This is a genomic window from Enterobacter cloacae complex sp. FDA-CDC-AR_0164 (assembly GCF_003071645.1).
Taxonomy (GTDB): Bacteria; Pseudomonadota; Gammaproteobacteria; order Enterobacterales; family Enterobacteriaceae; genus Enterobacter; species Enterobacter ludwigii.
This window is the reverse complement of the sequence record NZ_CP028950.1, coordinates 1,500,847-1,514,659: the sequence shown is the minus strand read 5'-3', so window position 1 is coordinate 1,514,659 and position 13,813 is coordinate 1,500,847. Positions and strand designations below refer to the sequence as shown.

The 13,813-nt window shown below is 55.2% G+C and carries 15 protein-coding genes; 6 read left to right on the top strand and 9 right to left on the bottom strand.

Annotated elements, in window-relative coordinates:
- Nucleotides 1-42 precede the first annotated feature (42 nt).
- Complete coding sequence (glpX, locus tag AM410_RS07380; protein ID WP_047742293.1) at nucleotides 43-1,053, top strand: class II fructose-bisphosphatase; 1,011 nt, start codon at nucleotides 43-45, stop codon at nucleotides 1,051-1,053.
- Between the two features lie 96 nt (nucleotides 1,054-1,149).
- Complete coding sequence (gene fpr, locus AM410_RS07375) at nucleotides 1,150-1,896, top strand: ferredoxin--NADP(+) reductase (protein ID WP_014172203.1); 747 nt, start codon at nucleotides 1,150-1,152, stop codon at nucleotides 1,894-1,896.
- Here the strand turns inward: fpr and AM410_RS07370 are convergent, their stop codons facing one another.
- Nucleotides 1,897-2,316 carry a DUF805 domain-containing protein gene (locus AM410_RS07370; protein ID WP_025202755.1) on the bottom strand — a complete coding sequence of 140 codons (420 nt, stop codon included), beginning with the start codon at nucleotides 2,314-2,316 and terminating at the stop codon, nucleotides 1,897-1,899.
- Between the two features lie 112 nt (nucleotides 2,317-2,428).
- Here AM410_RS07370 and AM410_RS07365 point away from each other — a divergent pair, with 112 nt between their 5' ends.
- Entirely contained in the window at nucleotides 2,429-3,025 is a 597-nt protein-coding gene (locus AM410_RS07365) for a DUF1454 family protein (RefSeq protein WP_041162910.1), read from the top strand.
- 111 nt (nucleotides 3,026-3,136) lie between these two features.
- A complete protein-coding gene (gene tpiA, locus AM410_RS07360) occupies nucleotides 3,137-3,904 on the top strand; it encodes a triose-phosphate isomerase (RefSeq protein ID WP_014172206.1) in 768 nt (255 codons plus the stop codon).
- A gap of 33 nt (nucleotides 3,905-3,937) precedes the next feature.
- Here the strand turns inward: tpiA and AM410_RS07355 are convergent, their stop codons facing one another.
- From AM410_RS07355 to cpxP, 6 genes are all read right to left on the bottom strand, one after another.
- Nucleotides 3,938-5,242 (bottom strand): SLC13 family permease, encoded by a 1,305-nt coding sequence (locus AM410_RS07355; protein WP_108647678.1) that lies wholly within the window; start codon nucleotides 5,240-5,242, stop codon nucleotides 3,938-3,940.
- A 73-nt stretch (nucleotides 5,243-5,315) separates the two neighbouring features.
- Nucleotides 5,316-6,059: a CDP-diacylglycerol diphosphatase gene (locus AM410_RS07350; protein WP_108647676.1), complete on the bottom strand. Its 744-nt coding sequence runs from the start codon at nucleotides 6,057-6,059 to the stop codon at nucleotides 5,316-5,318.
- Between the two features lie 109 nt (nucleotides 6,060-6,168).
- Nucleotides 6,169-7,158, bottom strand: a complete 990-nt coding sequence (locus AM410_RS07345; RefSeq protein ID WP_032680073.1) for a sulfate ABC transporter substrate-binding protein — start codon at nucleotides 7,156-7,158, stop codon at nucleotides 6,169-6,171.
- 209 nt (nucleotides 7,159-7,367) lie between these two features.
- Complete coding sequence (gene pfkA, locus AM410_RS07340; RefSeq protein ID WP_014172210.1) at nucleotides 7,368-8,330, bottom strand: 6-phosphofructokinase; 963 nt, start codon at nucleotides 8,328-8,330, stop codon at nucleotides 7,368-7,370.
- Nucleotides 8,331-8,503: 173 nt separating this feature from the next.
- Complete coding sequence (gene fieF / locus AM410_RS07335) at nucleotides 8,504-9,397, bottom strand: CDF family cation-efflux transporter FieF (RefSeq protein WP_020883958.1); 894 nt, start codon at nucleotides 9,395-9,397, stop codon at nucleotides 8,504-8,506.
- A gap of 153 nt (nucleotides 9,398-9,550) precedes the next feature.
- Nucleotides 9,551-10,057: a cell-envelope stress modulator CpxP gene (gene cpxP, locus AM410_RS07330; protein ID WP_108647675.1), complete on the bottom strand. Its 507-nt coding sequence runs from the start codon at nucleotides 10,055-10,057 to the stop codon at nucleotides 9,551-9,553.
- A gap of 150 nt (nucleotides 10,058-10,207) precedes the next feature.
- Here cpxP and cpxR point away from each other — a divergent pair, with 150 nt between their 5' ends.
- Complete coding sequence (gene cpxR, locus AM410_RS07325; protein ID WP_014172213.1) at nucleotides 10,208-10,906, top strand: envelope stress response regulator transcription factor CpxR; 699 nt, start codon at nucleotides 10,208-10,210, stop codon at nucleotides 10,904-10,906.
- Nucleotides 10,903-12,276, top strand: a complete 1,374-nt coding sequence (cpxA, locus tag AM410_RS07320) for an envelope stress sensor histidine kinase CpxA (RefSeq protein ID WP_010436910.1) — start codon at nucleotides 10,903-10,905, stop codon at nucleotides 12,274-12,276. Before cpxR ends, cpxA begins: the two co-directional genes overlap by 4 nt.
- 54 nt (nucleotides 12,277-12,330) lie before the next feature.
- On the opposite strand, the gene yiiM is transcribed toward cpxA, so the two are convergent.
- A complete protein-coding gene (gene yiiM / locus AM410_RS07315; protein WP_079231567.1) occupies nucleotides 12,331-13,005 on the bottom strand; it encodes a 6-hydroxyaminopurine reductase in 675 nt (224 codons plus the stop codon).
- 70 nt (nucleotides 13,006-13,075) lie between these two features.
- The gene (sodA, locus tag AM410_RS07310; RefSeq protein WP_014833772.1) at nucleotides 13,076-13,696 is read right to left on the bottom strand and encodes a superoxide dismutase [Mn]; all 621 of its coding nucleotides are present in this window, start codon (nucleotides 13,694-13,696) and stop codon (nucleotides 13,076-13,078) included.
- Nucleotides 13,697-13,813: the final 117 nt, after the last annotated feature.

Here is a 13,813-nt window from a genome sequence, read left to right as displayed (position 1 = left end):
TGATAAACTTCGTGCAATTCCTTTTGATTGCACGAGTACCTCATGAAACGTGAACTGGCTATCGAGTTTTCCCGCGTCACCGAAGCTGCCGCACTGGCGGGCTATAAATGGCTCGGCCGTGGCGACAAAAATACCGCAGACGGTGCGGCTGTCCATGCCATGCGCATTGTGCTTAACCAGGTCAATATCGATGGCACCATCGTCATTGGCGAAGGCGAGATCGACGAAGCGCCAATGCTCTATATCGGTGAGAAAGTGGGCACCGGCAAAGGTGATGCCGTGGATATCGCCGTCGACCCGATTGAGGGTACCCGCATGACGGCAATGGGCCAGGCCAACGCGCTGGCCGTGCTGGCGGTAGGGGACAAAGGCTGTTTCCTCAACGCACCGGATATGTACATGGAAAAGCTGATTGTCGGCCCCGGAGCCAAAGGGGCTATCGACCTGAGCCTGCCGCTGGAAGAGAATCTGCGTAACGTTGCCAGGGCGCTGGAAAAACCGCTTAGCGCGCTCACCGTGACCATTCTGGCGAAACCGCGCCACGATGCCACCATTGCCCAGTTGCAACAACTCGGCGTGCGCGTCTTTGCCATCCCGGATGGCGACGTGGCAGCATCTATCCTGACCTGCATGCCAGACAGCGAAGTGGATGTGCTTTACGGCATCGGCGGCGCACCGGAAGGTGTGGTCTCCGCCGCGGTGATCCGCGCTCTGGATGGCGACATGCAGGCCCGTCTGTTGCCCCGTCACGAAGTCAAAGGCGACAGCGAAGAGAATCGCCGTATTGGCGAAGAAGAGCTGAAACGCTGCGAAGCGATGGGTATTGAAGCCAACAAGGTGCTTGCGCTGGATGACATGGCGCGCAGCGACAACGTTGTCTTCTCCGCAACCGGCATCACCAAAGGTGACCTGCTGGATGGCATCACCCGTAAGGGCAATATGGCCACCACCGAAACCCTGCTGATCCGCGGTAAATCGCGCACCATTCGCCGCATTCGGTCTGTTCACTATCTGGATCGTAAAGACCCTGACGTGCAGGCGCACATTCTGTAAAACCGTTTGATCGATAGAGCTTTCCGGCCCAAATGGGCTGGAAATCTTCACCACAAGTCCGGAAGATAGACCAGAGAAAAAGCACAGGAGAAGATCATGGCGGACTGGGTAACAGGTAAAGTCACAAAAATACAGTTCTGGACCGATGCGCTATTTAGTCTCACCCTGCATGCTCCCGTCCACCCGTTTACGGCCGGGCAATTTGCGAAGCTGGGGCTGGATGTTGACGGCGAGCGCGTGCAGCGCGCCTATTCCTACGTTAATGCCCCCGATAACCCGGATCTCGAGTTCTATCTGGTTACCGTCCCGGACGGCAAACTCAGCCCACGCCTTGCCGCGCTTAAGCCCGGTGACGATGTGCAAATTGTGAGTGAAGCGGCCGGTTTCTTCGTGCTGGACGAAATCCCGGACTGCGACACCCTCTGGATGCTGGCAACTGGCACGGCCATTGGCCCCTATCTCTCTATTTTGCAGTACGGCAAAGACCTTGAGCGCTTTAAAAATATCGTGCTGGTTCACGCCGCGCGCTATGCCGCAGACTTGAGCTATCTTCCGCAGATGCAGGCGCTGGAAAAGCAGTACGGCGGGAAACTGAAAATTCAGACCGTGGTCAGCCGCGAAACCGCAGCAGGTTCACTGACGGGCCGCGTACCGGCATTGATTGAGAGTGGTGCACTGGAAGACGCAATTGGCCTGCCGATGAGCGCTGAAACCAGCCACGTCATGCTGTGTGGCAACCCGCAGATGGTTCGCGACACGCAGCAGCTTCTGAAGGATACCCGGCAGATGACGAAACATCTTCGCCGCCGGCCGGGCCATATGACCGCCGAACACTACTGGTGATCAGCGGTATTTCACCTCAAGGGTGTCTTTGCCGTATTTGTTTTCGCTCTGGGTGCCGATAAACGCGCCCAGATCGACCACCATCATGACAAAAATAATGGTTGGTAGCAGTCTGCCCACCACCCAGGGAAGGATGGACGGAAGTATCGACCAGTTCCCGGCCACCAGCATCCACGCCAGAATAATCAGAAAAGCCCACGCGCCGGAACGGCCGCGATCGTGCAGACGTTTCACCACCACGGCCGCGGTTGGCCACAGTAAACAGACCAGCGCAAACGCCGCCGTTTGTGTGCTGAGCCATGCGTTGAAGGCCACGAAAAACAGAAGCAGCATGGCAACGATCCACGTCGCCATCCAGATCCAGAAGTCACGGCGTCCAATACGCCCTTTGAATGAAAACAACCACTGCTGTATGGTCATGTAAGGTTCCTTATTATCATATAGCGCGCATTTTACCCTGGAGTTGTGACCTTTTGACAAGCCGACCAGATATCGATTTAATCATGAACACTTACGGCCAGGGGCAATGTTGATGAAAAGTTCGGCACGTTCTCTTTTCCTGTGTTTAGCGATGCTCATCGCGGGTGTTCCCCTGCACGCCGCCGAAACCACTGCCCCGACGACAGCCCCCTATCTGCTGGCAGGTGCGCCCTCGTTCGATCAGTCAATCAGCCAGTTTCGTGAAACCTTCAATAAAACCAACCCCACGCTACCGCTGGATGAATTCCGCGCCATTGACAGCTCCCGGGATACGCCAACCCTGACCCGGGCTGCGAGCAAGATTAACGAGAATTTATATGCCTCCACTGCGCTGGAGCGCGGCACGCTAAAAATCAAAAGCATGCAGATAACCTGGCTGCCGATTCAGGGGCCAGAGCAGAAAGCCGCTAAGGCAAAAGCGCTCGAGTACATGAGCGCGATACTGCAGGCTTTTACGCCCGCACTGACCAAAAAGCAAAGCCAGCAAAAGCTGCAAAAACTTCTCACCGCCGGTAAAAACAAGCGTTACTACGCCGATACCGAAGGGGCCATACGCTATGTGGTGGCAGATAACGGCGAAAAAGGACTGACCTTCGCTGTTGAACCGATTAAGCTGGCACTATCAGACACACTCGGCGGGTCGAATTAATGACAAAAAGCAAAGCCTTTCGAGGGAAAATCTCTATACTGATTCACAGACCATGCTGCCCGACAGGGCGGCCATATTCCTTAATTCGCTAATTTAGCGTGGAGAATTGAAATGCGACATCCTTTAGTGATGGGTAACTGGAAACTGAACGGCAGCCGCCACATGGTAAACGAACTGGTTGCGAACCTGCGTAAAGAGCTGGCGGGCGTGACGGGCTGCGCGGTTGCTATCGCTCCGCCGGATATGTACCTGGATCTGGCTAAACATGCCGCTGATGGCAGCCACATCATTCTGGGCGCACAGAACGTTGACGTTAACCTGTCAGGCGCATTCACCGGTGAAACCTCTGCTGAAATGCTGAAAGATATCGGCGCGAAATACATCATCATCGGCCACTCTGAGCGTCGCACTTACCACAAAGAATCCGACGAATTTATCGCGAAGAAATTCGCGGTGCTGAAAGAGCAGGGTCTGATCCCGGTTCTGTGCATCGGTGAAACCGAAGCCGAAAACGAAGCAGGCAAAACGGAAGAAGTGTGTGCTCGTCAGATCGACGCCGTGCTGAAAACGCAGGGTGCTGCAGCATTCGAAGGCGCGGTTATCGCGTACGAACCAGTCTGGGCGATCGGTACCGGCAAATCAGCGACCCCTGCGCAGGCGCAGGCGGTTCACAAATTTATCCGTGACCACATTGCTAAAGCGGACGCGAAAGTGGCTGAGCAGGTAATTATTCAGTACGGCGGTTCCGTTAACGCATCCAACGCTGCTGAGCTGTTCACCCAGCCAGACATCGATGGCGCGCTGGTTGGCGGCGCATCCCTGAAAGCTGACGCTTTCGCGGTGATCGTTAAAGCAGCAGAAGCGGCTAAACAGGCGTAAAAACCGACTTCCCTCCCCCACCGGGGAGGGAAATTACACTTTCCCCAGCACGCTAAACCACAGATAATCCAGCGGCAGCAGCACCAGATACGTTGCAATCGCCAGCGCCAGACAGAGCAACATCCCCGCCTTTGCAGGCACCTTCCCTAAACCCATTGCCACCACAATCGGCGACGCCTGATACGGCAGCAGCGGCGTGGAATACCCCAGTACCTGAATCATGATCACCGACAACAGCGGGAAACCGGTGGCGTCCGAAAAACTCTGTGCCAGCGTGGTGTACAACGCCGGTACACCGTTCGCGGTCATAATGAAGTTGAGCGCCGTGGTAATACCGGTAAGCGCCAGGAAGCTGGTGAACGGTCTGTTGGCATCAAGCGGCATAATCCGCAATAACGCCTCCCCCACCGCGGAACCGATACCCGTTTGGGTCACTACAATCGCCAGCCCGAGAATCCCCGCCACGTAAATGCAGGTGCGCATGTTCACTCCCGCAGAAAACTCTTCACCGGTGATAAACCCGACGCGTGGCAGCATGACGATGACCGACGCCGCAAGACCCGTCCACGCCGGTCCAATGCCATGCCAGCTCTCTGTCACCCACATCCCCAGCACCACCGCCAGCAGCCAGGCGAGACGCTTTTCATCCCGGCCCATCGGTTCAGGCGGCGTAAGATCGGTGGCCGGTTTCGGGTTGCCGGGGAACAACCAGCAGATCAGGCCGATCAGAATGCCCCCTTTCAGGATCCCGAGGACGGGTGTATGCAGCAGCAGATACGGGACATAGTTCAGATGGATCCCGTACGAGCCCTCCGCGGCGCCACTCATCACCAGATTCGGCACGTTGGCAGGCAGGATGGTCGCCGAGAGCTGGAAGGTTCCGAACCCGACGGCCAGCGCCAGGCCATACCACGCGCGGGAACCGTCGGGGATGGCGGCCCTTTTGGCCATGGCGGCGACAATCGGCATCAGCAGCGCGATACGGCCCATATTCGACGGCATCACAAACGCCAGCGCGTAGCTCAGCCCCACCACGCTTGCCACCATCAATACCCACGAATCAGTGAGTTTTGCCGACAACGCCCGTGCGGCCCTGTCCGCCAGACCGGTTTTACGGATTGCCACCCCCAGCACGAAGCCGCTAAACACTAACCAGAATGCAGACGAGGCAAAACCACCAAAAATCACCTCCGCCGGGGCGATTCTGGCGGCCATCGCCGCCGTGAAAAACAGCAGCGCGGTGATAAATTCCGGCAATAGCGACGTCGCCCACAGCACGATGGTGACGCCGACTATCAATGAGGGCACAAACAGAGGATGCGTTAACCAGAGCGACATTCCTGTCTCCTGTCGTTTTTTTCAGCAAGTCTACGGCGACAGGCAGGACGAGTAAACGCTATTTATGGTGATGTCACTTCAGGATATCGCATTGATGATCCTGCAATTCCTCAGCCGACGCGCGATTCAGGGTCAGCAAGTTACGTTCGGTCGCCAGTAAGACAAACGATCCATCCGACTGCTGCGCCATGGCCAGCGCGAAGCGCCCCATATGGTCACGCGCTTCCGGCAGCTCTTCAGCCAGCATCATAAACGGACTGCGCTGTACCAGCTCATTTTCCGTCACGCGACGGGCGAGGTACTCATGCCCTTCCAGCCCGCCCGGGAACGGTAACCACTGGGTACTGATTTGCCCCTGCGCAGCATTAAGCTTCTCGCGCACGTCCGGGCGCAGGCAGGAGATATGGATATGAAAATGGTTCTGCGTACGGCCTGTCGGGGAGTTAATGGCGAGCGAAATTGCACTGTCCGGCACCTCGGCCCCGCGCTTCATGCTCATAAAGTTGCGTGACTGCCAGGCCAGCCAGAAGAAGTTGGGCGTATTCGGCTCGGTCAACAGCGGGCTTTCGGTTCCTTTGATACGGTAAGTCGGCATCAGGAGATACTGCAGCGGCCCGTTGCGGTCTTTAAACACCACATAACCCGCATCAGGCTTCACCTGCGCGCACGGGGCCGGGTTACGGTGCTGGAGTTGATTCGGCAGACACTGGTCGAGAACGATATGACGCAACGCATTCGGATTACCCGCTTTCATCCAGTACCAGCCACCCGCGGCAAGAATGATGACAACCAGAATCAGTAATAGTATTTTTTTCACAATGCGTTCCCTGTTTTCGATAGTGGCGAAAGAGTAACGCAAAATGATGACCAAATAAAAAACCCGGCGGATTTCTCGCGCCGGGTCACCGGGTCTGTCCTGCTAACGTTTAGCGCTTGCTGATCTGGTCGAAAGTTCCGCCGTTAGAGAAGTGCTCTTTCTGCGCTTTCGCCCAGCCGCCGAACTCTTCATCAATGGTGAAAAGCTTCAGTTTCGGGAAGACGCTTTCATATTTCTTCGCCACTGCCGGATCGCGTGGACGATAGTAGTTTTTCGCCGCAATTTCCTGGCCTTCTGGCGAGTAGAGATACTTCAGGTACGCTTCCGCCACCGCTTTGGTCTCTTTCTTCTCAACCACTTTATCAACCACAGAAACGGTAGGTTCGGCGAGGATAGATTCGCCTGGCGTAACGATCTCGAACTTGTCTTTACCCAGTTCGTGGGTGGCGAGCAGGGCTTCGTTTTCCCATGCGATCAGCACGTCGCCAATCCCACGCTCAACGAAGGTGTTCGTGGCACCACGTGCGCCAGAGTCCAGCACCTCAACGTTTTTATACAGCGCTTTCACGAACGCCTGGGCTTTCGCCTGGTCACCGTTGTTGTGATGCAGCGCGTAGCCCCAGGCCGCCAGGTAGTTCCAGCGTGCGCCACCCGAGCTTTTCGGGTTCGGGGTGATAATGGAAACGCCCGGCTTAACCAGATCGTTCCAGTCATGAATTTGTTTTGGGTTGCCCTTACGCACCAGGAAAACAATGGTCGAGGTGTAAGGCGCTGAGTTGTCTGGCAGGCGTTTGATCCAGTTTTTATCGATACGCCCACGCTCGGCGATGGCGTCGACGTCATAGGCCAGCGCCAGGGTAACCACGTCGGCTTCAATCCCGTTGATGACTGAAGTCGCCTGCTTACCGGAGCCACCATGCGACTGACGCACCACCACGTTGTCGCCGGTTTCCTGTTTCCAGTGTGCCGCGAAGGCTTTGTTGTACTGCTCGTACAGCTCACGCGTCGGGTCGTATGACACGTTCAGTAACTGGATGTCCTTAGCCAGAACGCTGGTCGATGCCAGCAATAATGTTAACCCCACGCCCCATTTATTCATCGCCCGGATCTCTTGTGTAGTGTTTTGATGCTTGCAGCGTGCCAGAAAGCTAACCAATGATTAAAGAATAAAAAAAGATTGGCTATAACGTAGAGGAATAAAAAACGAGCAGGCATAAAAAAACCGGGCGGCGATATCGCCTTACCCGGCCTTTATGAGCGTGGACTGCGGACCCGGTTAACTCAGCGCGACCGGGGGAAAGTCACCGCTCAGTACAGTTTTTTTGCGCAGTCCAGCCAGTCACCCTTGAACGGACGCTTCATGTTTTCAATGGCGTCGATGATGTCATGGTGAACCAGTTTTTCGTTCTGAATACCGACGCAACGACCGCCATGACCCTGCAGCAGCAGTTCAATGGCGTATGCACCCATACGTGATGCCAGGATGCGGTCGTATGGACCCGGGGAACCCCCACGCTGGATGTGGCCCAGAACGGTAGCGCGCGTTTCACGTTTGGTTTCGGTTTCGATGTACTTCGCCAGCTCGTCAACGTCACAGATATGCTCGGTGATGGCTACGATGGCGTGTTTCTTGCCTTTTGCGATACCCGCTTTGATTTCAGCCACCAGATCTTCACGGCTGAATTCCACTTCCGGAACCACCACGAACTCACAACCGCCGGCGATGGCCGCAGCCAGCGTCAGATCACCACAGTAACGGCCCATCACTTCCACGATGGAGATACGCTGGTGGGAAGAAGAGGTGTCGCGCAGGCGGTCAATCGCTTCAACAACGGTGCCCAGTGCGGTGAAATAACCGATGGTGTAGTCAGTGCCTTTGATGTCGTTGTCGATCGTACCCGGCAGACCGATGCACGGGAAGCCCATTTCAGTCAGACGTTTTGCACCCATGTACGAGCCGTCACCACCAATAACAACCAGTGCGTCGAGGCCACGTTTTTTCATGTTCTCAATAGCCACTTCACGGACGTGTTCATCACGGAATTCCGGGAAGCGCGCAGAACCGAGGAAGGTACCGCCACGGTTGATCATGTCGGACACGCTGTAACGGTCGAGCTGAACCATGCGATCTTCATACAGGCCCAGATAACCATCATAGATACCAAAAACTTCCAGGCCTTCCGTCAGCGCTGAACGGACAACCCCACGAATTGCCGCGTTCATGCCCGGCGCATCACCGCCGCTTGTCAACACACCGATTTTCTTAATCATGACTACCTCTGAACTTAGGAATGCAAAATTGAAATCTGTTGCCGGAAGAATTTATCGACCAACGAATACTGCAAATAGTATATCAATCACTTCCAGCTGAATTGATTCAGGTCAGACCAAATGGCGGTAATTTATACACAAAATGCTGGCCTGGCTCACTTTTTTACAACCAATTACGAAAGCTCAACATGTCCGGGTACAACCGAGCAGGGATCCTGGTGAATAATGACGTCTGAACCAGGAAAACGCTGCAAAATCGCCTGCTCGACCTGCTCAGCAATAACGTGAGCCTGAACCAGTGGCAGGTTGTCTTCCATTTCAATATGAATCTGAATAAAGCGGGTCGGCCCTGACTGCCGCGTTCGAAGATCGTGTGCACCTCTGACACCAGGCCAGGAGGTCACGATAGAAAAAATTTCATTACGTTCTGAGTCCGGGAGGGCGCGGTCCAGAAGCGATTGCACCGCTTCATACCCCATCCGTAAGGCGCTATATAAAATATAGATGCCAATCCCTAACGCAAACAACGCATCGGCCCGATGCCAGCCATACCAGGCCAGACCGAGCGCAATAAGAATAGCGCCATTCATCATAACATCAGATTGATAATGAAGCATATCCGCCCGTACAGCCTGGCTTTGCGTTTTGCGAACAACCCAGCGCTGGAACGTTACCAGAACAAGTGTGCATATAAGTGCCACAATCGTCACGACCACGCCCACGCCGGGATCGTTCATCGGTGACGGCGAGACGAGATGCTGAATACCGGTTAAAAACAGAAACAGCGCGGAGCCGGAAATAAACATGCTTTGCGCCAGCGCGGCCAGCGATTCGGCTTTCCCGTGCCCAAACGTGTGTTCTTCATCCGCCGGTTGCAGCGAGTAACGCACAACCAGCAGGTTCGTCAGCGAGGCGGCAATATCCATCAACGAGTCCACCAACGCCGCGAGAATACTGACTGAGCCGGTATACCACCACGCAAAAATTTTAATCACTAACAGGCTTGAAGCCACGATGGTCGCTGCAATCGCTGCCCGACTTACCAGTCTTCCATAGGATTGATTCATAAACGCTCCTGTCATGTCATGCCGCTAGTATAACGGAAGCATGGGGAGTCAAAGGATGAATAAACGGTTAACAAAGCAGAATGAAGGGCAAAAAAAACCCCCACATCATGTGGGGGAAGACAGGGATGGTGTCTATGGCAAGGAAAACAGGGTTTACTGGTTACTACGGGTACTGCTATTGCTACTGAAAAACGTTGTTTCTGAGCTTCGCTGCATCCGTGCAACCTCACGCAACTGGTCCATTCGCTGCTGATGTCTTGTGTTCAAAACCGCTTGCTGCTCGGCCGTTAGCAGGTGGAACATCTGGTTGCGGACCTTCGCCATCTCTACCTGGCGGGCAACCTGCTCCTGTGCCATTTTTTCGGCCTGAGCGCGTACAGCGCTTTCGTCAAATTTTTCTGCGGTGACAAGGCGGTGCATTGTCTCCATTTCGCTAACATTAACAGGGGGCTGGTCGTGTCGTGCCCTCTGCATCAGATCTCGCATCTGTTGACGCTGATGTTCGGTTAAACTTATGCCATCAAACATATGGCTTTGGCTGCTGTGCTGCGTTGCCCCCTCCGTTGAGGGCCCGTTATCGCCGGGGATAGCTACAGCGGCCTGGCTTAATGTACTGAACGCCAGCGTTGAGGCCATGACGGCAGCGGTAACTTTGCGCATCACTTGCTCCCAAAATCTTTCGTGTCGCGATTCAACGAGAGACAGTCTACGATTCAGGCTGCAAACATGCGTCAGGGGGTGTAAAACAACGTAAAGTCATGGATTAGATAGCCTTGATGTCGTAATTTCTGCCTCGGAGGTATTTAAACAATGAATAAAATCCTGTTAGTTGATGATGACCGAGAGCTCACATCCCTTTTAAAGGAGTTGCTCGACATGGAAGGTTTCAACGTTCTGGTTGCCCATGATGGCGAGCAGGCGCTGAGTCTCCTTGACGACAGCATCGATTTACTTTTGCTCGACGTTATGATGCCGAAGAAAAACGGCATTGATACGTTGAAAGAGCTTCGCCAGACACACCAGACGCCCGTAATTATGCTGACCGCTCGCGGCAGCGAACTTGACCGTGTACTTGGCCTTGAGCTGGGCGCGGATGACTATTTACCAAAGCCGTTTAACGACCGTGAACTGGTTGCCCGTATTCGCGCTATCCTGCGTCGTTCTCACTGGAGCGAACAGCAGCAGAACAGCGACAACAGTTCACCGACGCTGGAAGTCGACTCCCTGAGCCTGAATCCGGGCCGTCAGGAAGCGAGTTTTGACGGTGAAACGCTGGAACTGACTGGCACCGAGTTCACCCTGCTGTATCTGCTGGCCCAGCACCTCGGCCAGGTGGTATCGCGTGAACATTTGAGCCAGGAAGTGCTCGGCAAACGCCTCACCCCGTTTGATCGCGCCATCGATATGCATATCTCGAACCTGCGCCGCAAGCTGCCGGAACGCAAGGACGGGCACCCGTGGTTTAAAACCCTGCGTGGTCGCGGTTATCTGATGGTTTCCGCTTCATGATAGGAAGCTTAACAGCCCGCATCTTCGCCATTTTCTGGCTGACGCTGGCACTGGTTTTAATGCTGGTTTTGATGTTGCCAAAACTCGACTCACGCCAGATGACGGAGCTTCTCGACAGCGAGCAACGTCAGGGCGTGATGATCGAGCAGCACGTGGAAGCCGAGCTGGCAAACGACCCGCCGAACGATTTAATGTGGTGGCGCAGGCTGTTTCGCGCTATCGACAAATGGGCACCGCCAGGACAGCGCCTGTTGCTGGTGACCAGCGAAGGGCGCGTGATTGGCGCCGATCGCAATGAAATGCAGATCATCCGTAACTTCATTGGTCAGGCGGATAACGCCGACCATCCTCAGAAGAAAAAATACGGTCGGGTTGAGATGGTGGGCCCCTTCTCCGTCAGAGATGGCGAGGATAATTACCAGCTTTACCTGATCCGCCCGGCGAGCAACTCCCAGTCCGATTTCATCAACCTGCTGTTTGACCGTCCGCTTCTGCTGCTGATTGTCACCATGCTGGTTAGCTCACCGCTGCTGCTGTGGCTGGCGTGGAGTCTGGCGAAACCGGCGCGTAAGCTGAAAAACGCGGCGGACGAAGTGGCGCAGGGTAACCTGCGACAACACCCTGAACTGGAAGCCGGTCCGCAGGAGTTCCTTGCCGCCGGGACCAGTTTTAACCAGATGGTGAGCGCCCTCGACCGCATGATGACGGCACAGCAACGCCTGCTGTCGGATATCTCGCACGAGCTGCGCACGCCGCTCACGCGCTTACAGCTCGGCACCGCGCTGCTGCGTCGCCGCAGCGGTGAGAGCAAAGAGCTGGAACGTATTGAAACGGAAGCGCATCGTCTGGACAGCATGATTAACGACCTGCTGGTCATGTCGCGCAATCAGCAGAAAAACGCGCTGGTGAGCGAAACGGTGAAAGCCAACCACCTGTGGCATGAAGTGCTGGATAACGCGGCGTTCGAAGCGGAGCAGATGGGGAAATCCTTTACCGTCAACTTCCCGCCAGGGCCATGGCCGCTGTACGGTAACCCCAACACGCTGGAAAGCGCGCTGGAGAACATCGTGCGTAACGCCCTGCGCTATTCGCACACGAAGATTGAAGTAGCCTTCTCGGTGGATAAAGACGGGATCACCATCATCGTTGATGACGATGGTCCTGGGGTAAGCCCGGAAGACCGCGAACAGATTTTCCGTCCGTTCTACCGTACCGACGAGGCGCGTGACCGTGAATCTGGCGGCACGGGGTTGGGTCTGGCGATTGTGGAAACCGCCATGCAGCAGCATCGCGGCTGGGTGAAAGCCGACGACAGCCCGCTGGGTGGGTTGCGGTTAACGCTGTGGCTGCCGTTGTATAAACGTTCGTAGCCGTTTAGCCGGGCGGCGGTATCGCTGACCCGGCTTGCCTCTTCTGCGGGGAAACTATTTCCCCCACAATCTCCGCGAATTATCTTCGATCTTGCTACTTAAACGGCGTTTCTGCATCGTTCGGGTCCAGCTCGTGGACAGCCCTGCAGCGGACAAAAGCCGATGGTACTGGTCGTCATCAAACGGCATATGCCAGGCGATCGCGCAGGCGTCATATACCGAGACATCACTCAGGCGCGATGCCAGCACCAGCGGCGCATCTGCCGATACCTGTCCTGCCAGCACCACCCGATATAACCAGCCCGTTTTACCCGCGCTCTGTAGCCGGGCAGACATGTCGCTGATGCCGAAATGATAGTTTAGTTTGAAGCACGGCGAGCGCGGCTGCGTCACCTGAATCAGGGCATCGCCCCAGCGGTAGATATCGCCGATAAAGACGTTTTTCTCGGTCAGCCCTTCCGTTGAGAGATTCTCACCAAACGCTGGCGCGACAAACATATCCGCCTGTTCGGGAAACTCGGTTATCCAGTGCTGATAGTGTTCCCGCGGATAGTGGCACAGCGCGCGGTCAGGCCCGCCATGGATTTTCTTTTCGGCCTGCTCATCGCCCGCCAGCCCGAGGTCGGTTAACGTCAACTCGCCGTCGACCTGAATTTTGGCGATGGCGCTCGGGCGGCTGCCGTCGTACTCCCTTACCTTGCCTGTAAAGACATTCACCGGAAAATGCATCGCTGCTCCTTTCTGCAGATACAAAAAAAGCGAGTCATCAGACTCGCTTCTCACAGGCGTCAATGCAACCTTATTTTTTCGCGGCGAAACGCGCTGCTGCTTCGTCCCAGTTCACCACGTCCCAGAAGGCTTTGATGTAGTCCGGGCGACGGTTCTGGAATTTCAGGTAGTAAGCGTGTTCCCACACGTCCAGACCCAGGATAGGGAAACCGGATGCGCCAGAGATTGCTTCACCCATCAGCGGGGAGTCCTGGTTAGCCGTTGAAACAACCGCCAGTTTGTCACCTTTCAGAACCAGCCACGCCCAGCCAGAGCCGAAACGGGTCGCAGCGGCTTTTTCGAATTCCGCTTTGAAGTTGTCTACAGAACCGAAATCGCGCTCGATAGCCGCTTTCAGGTCGCCCTGCAGGGTGGTACCGGTTTTCAGGCCTTTCCAGAACAGGCTGTGGTTAGCGTGACCACCTGCGTTGTTACGCAGAACGGTTTTCTTGTCAGCTGGCAGCTGGTCCAGTTTGGTGATCAGCTCTTCAACAGGCAGGCTAGCGAACTCTGGCAGGCTTTCCAGCGCGGCGTTCGCGTTGTTCACATAGGTCTGGTGGTGTTTAGTGTGATGGATTTCCATCGTCTGCTTGTCGAAATGCGGTTCCAGTGCGTCGTAGGCATACGGCAGGGATGGCAGTGTATAACTCATAATCCTCTCCATTATTGTCGGGCGGCACAGCTGTTAATGCCGCGTAAGCAGTTGGTTCATTATAGTTAATTAAATGATATTGAAAATGATTATCAATGCCGTAGTTTTTATAAGGTT

Excerpts from the sequence above, each read along its gene's own strand:
- cpxR (WP_014172213.1), top strand. The coding sequence starts at position 10,208 with ATGAATAAAATCCTGTTAGTTGATGATGACCGAGAGCTCACATCCCTT.
- sodA (WP_014833772.1), bottom strand. The coding sequence starts at position 13,696 with ATGAGTTATACACTGCCATCCCTGCCGTATGCCTACGACGCACTGGAA.
- pfkA (WP_014172210.1), bottom strand. The coding sequence starts at position 8,330 with ATGATTAAGAAAATCGGTGTGTTGACAAGCGGCGGTGATGCGCCGGGC.
- fieF (WP_020883958.1), bottom strand. The coding sequence starts at position 9,397 with ATGAATCAATCCTATGGAAGACTGGTAAGTCGGGCAGCGATTGCAGCG.
- AM410_RS07370 (WP_025202755.1), bottom strand. The coding sequence starts at position 2,316 with ATGACCATACAGCAGTGGTTGTTTTCATTCAAAGGGCGTATTGGACGC.
- AM410_RS07365 (WP_041162910.1), top strand. The coding sequence starts at position 2,429 with ATGAAAAGTTCGGCACGTTCTCTTTTCCTGTGTTTAGCGATGCTCATC.
- tpiA (WP_014172206.1), top strand. The coding sequence starts at position 3,137 with ATGCGACATCCTTTAGTGATGGGTAACTGGAAACTGAACGGCAGCCGC.
- glpX (WP_047742293.1), top strand. The coding sequence starts at position 43 with ATGAAACGTGAACTGGCTATCGAGTTTTCCCGCGTCACCGAAGCTGCC.
- AM410_RS07355 (WP_108647678.1), bottom strand. The coding sequence starts at position 5,242 with ATGTCGCTCTGGTTAACGCATCCTCTGTTTGTGCCCTCATTGATAGTC.
- yiiM (WP_079231567.1), bottom strand. The coding sequence starts at position 13,005 with ATGCATTTTCCGGTGAATGTCTTTACAGGCAAGGTAAGGGAGTACGAC.
- cpxP (WP_108647675.1), bottom strand. The coding sequence starts at position 10,057 with ATGCGCAAAGTTACCGCTGCCGTCATGGCCTCAACGCTGGCGTTCAGT.
- cpxA (WP_010436910.1), top strand. The coding sequence starts at position 10,903 with ATGATAGGAAGCTTAACAGCCCGCATCTTCGCCATTTTCTGGCTGACG.
- fpr (WP_014172203.1), top strand. The coding sequence starts at position 1,150 with ATGGCGGACTGGGTAACAGGTAAAGTCACAAAAATACAGTTCTGGACC.
- AM410_RS07345 (WP_032680073.1), bottom strand. The coding sequence starts at position 7,158 with ATGAATAAATGGGGCGTGGGGTTAACATTATTGCTGGCATCGACCAGC.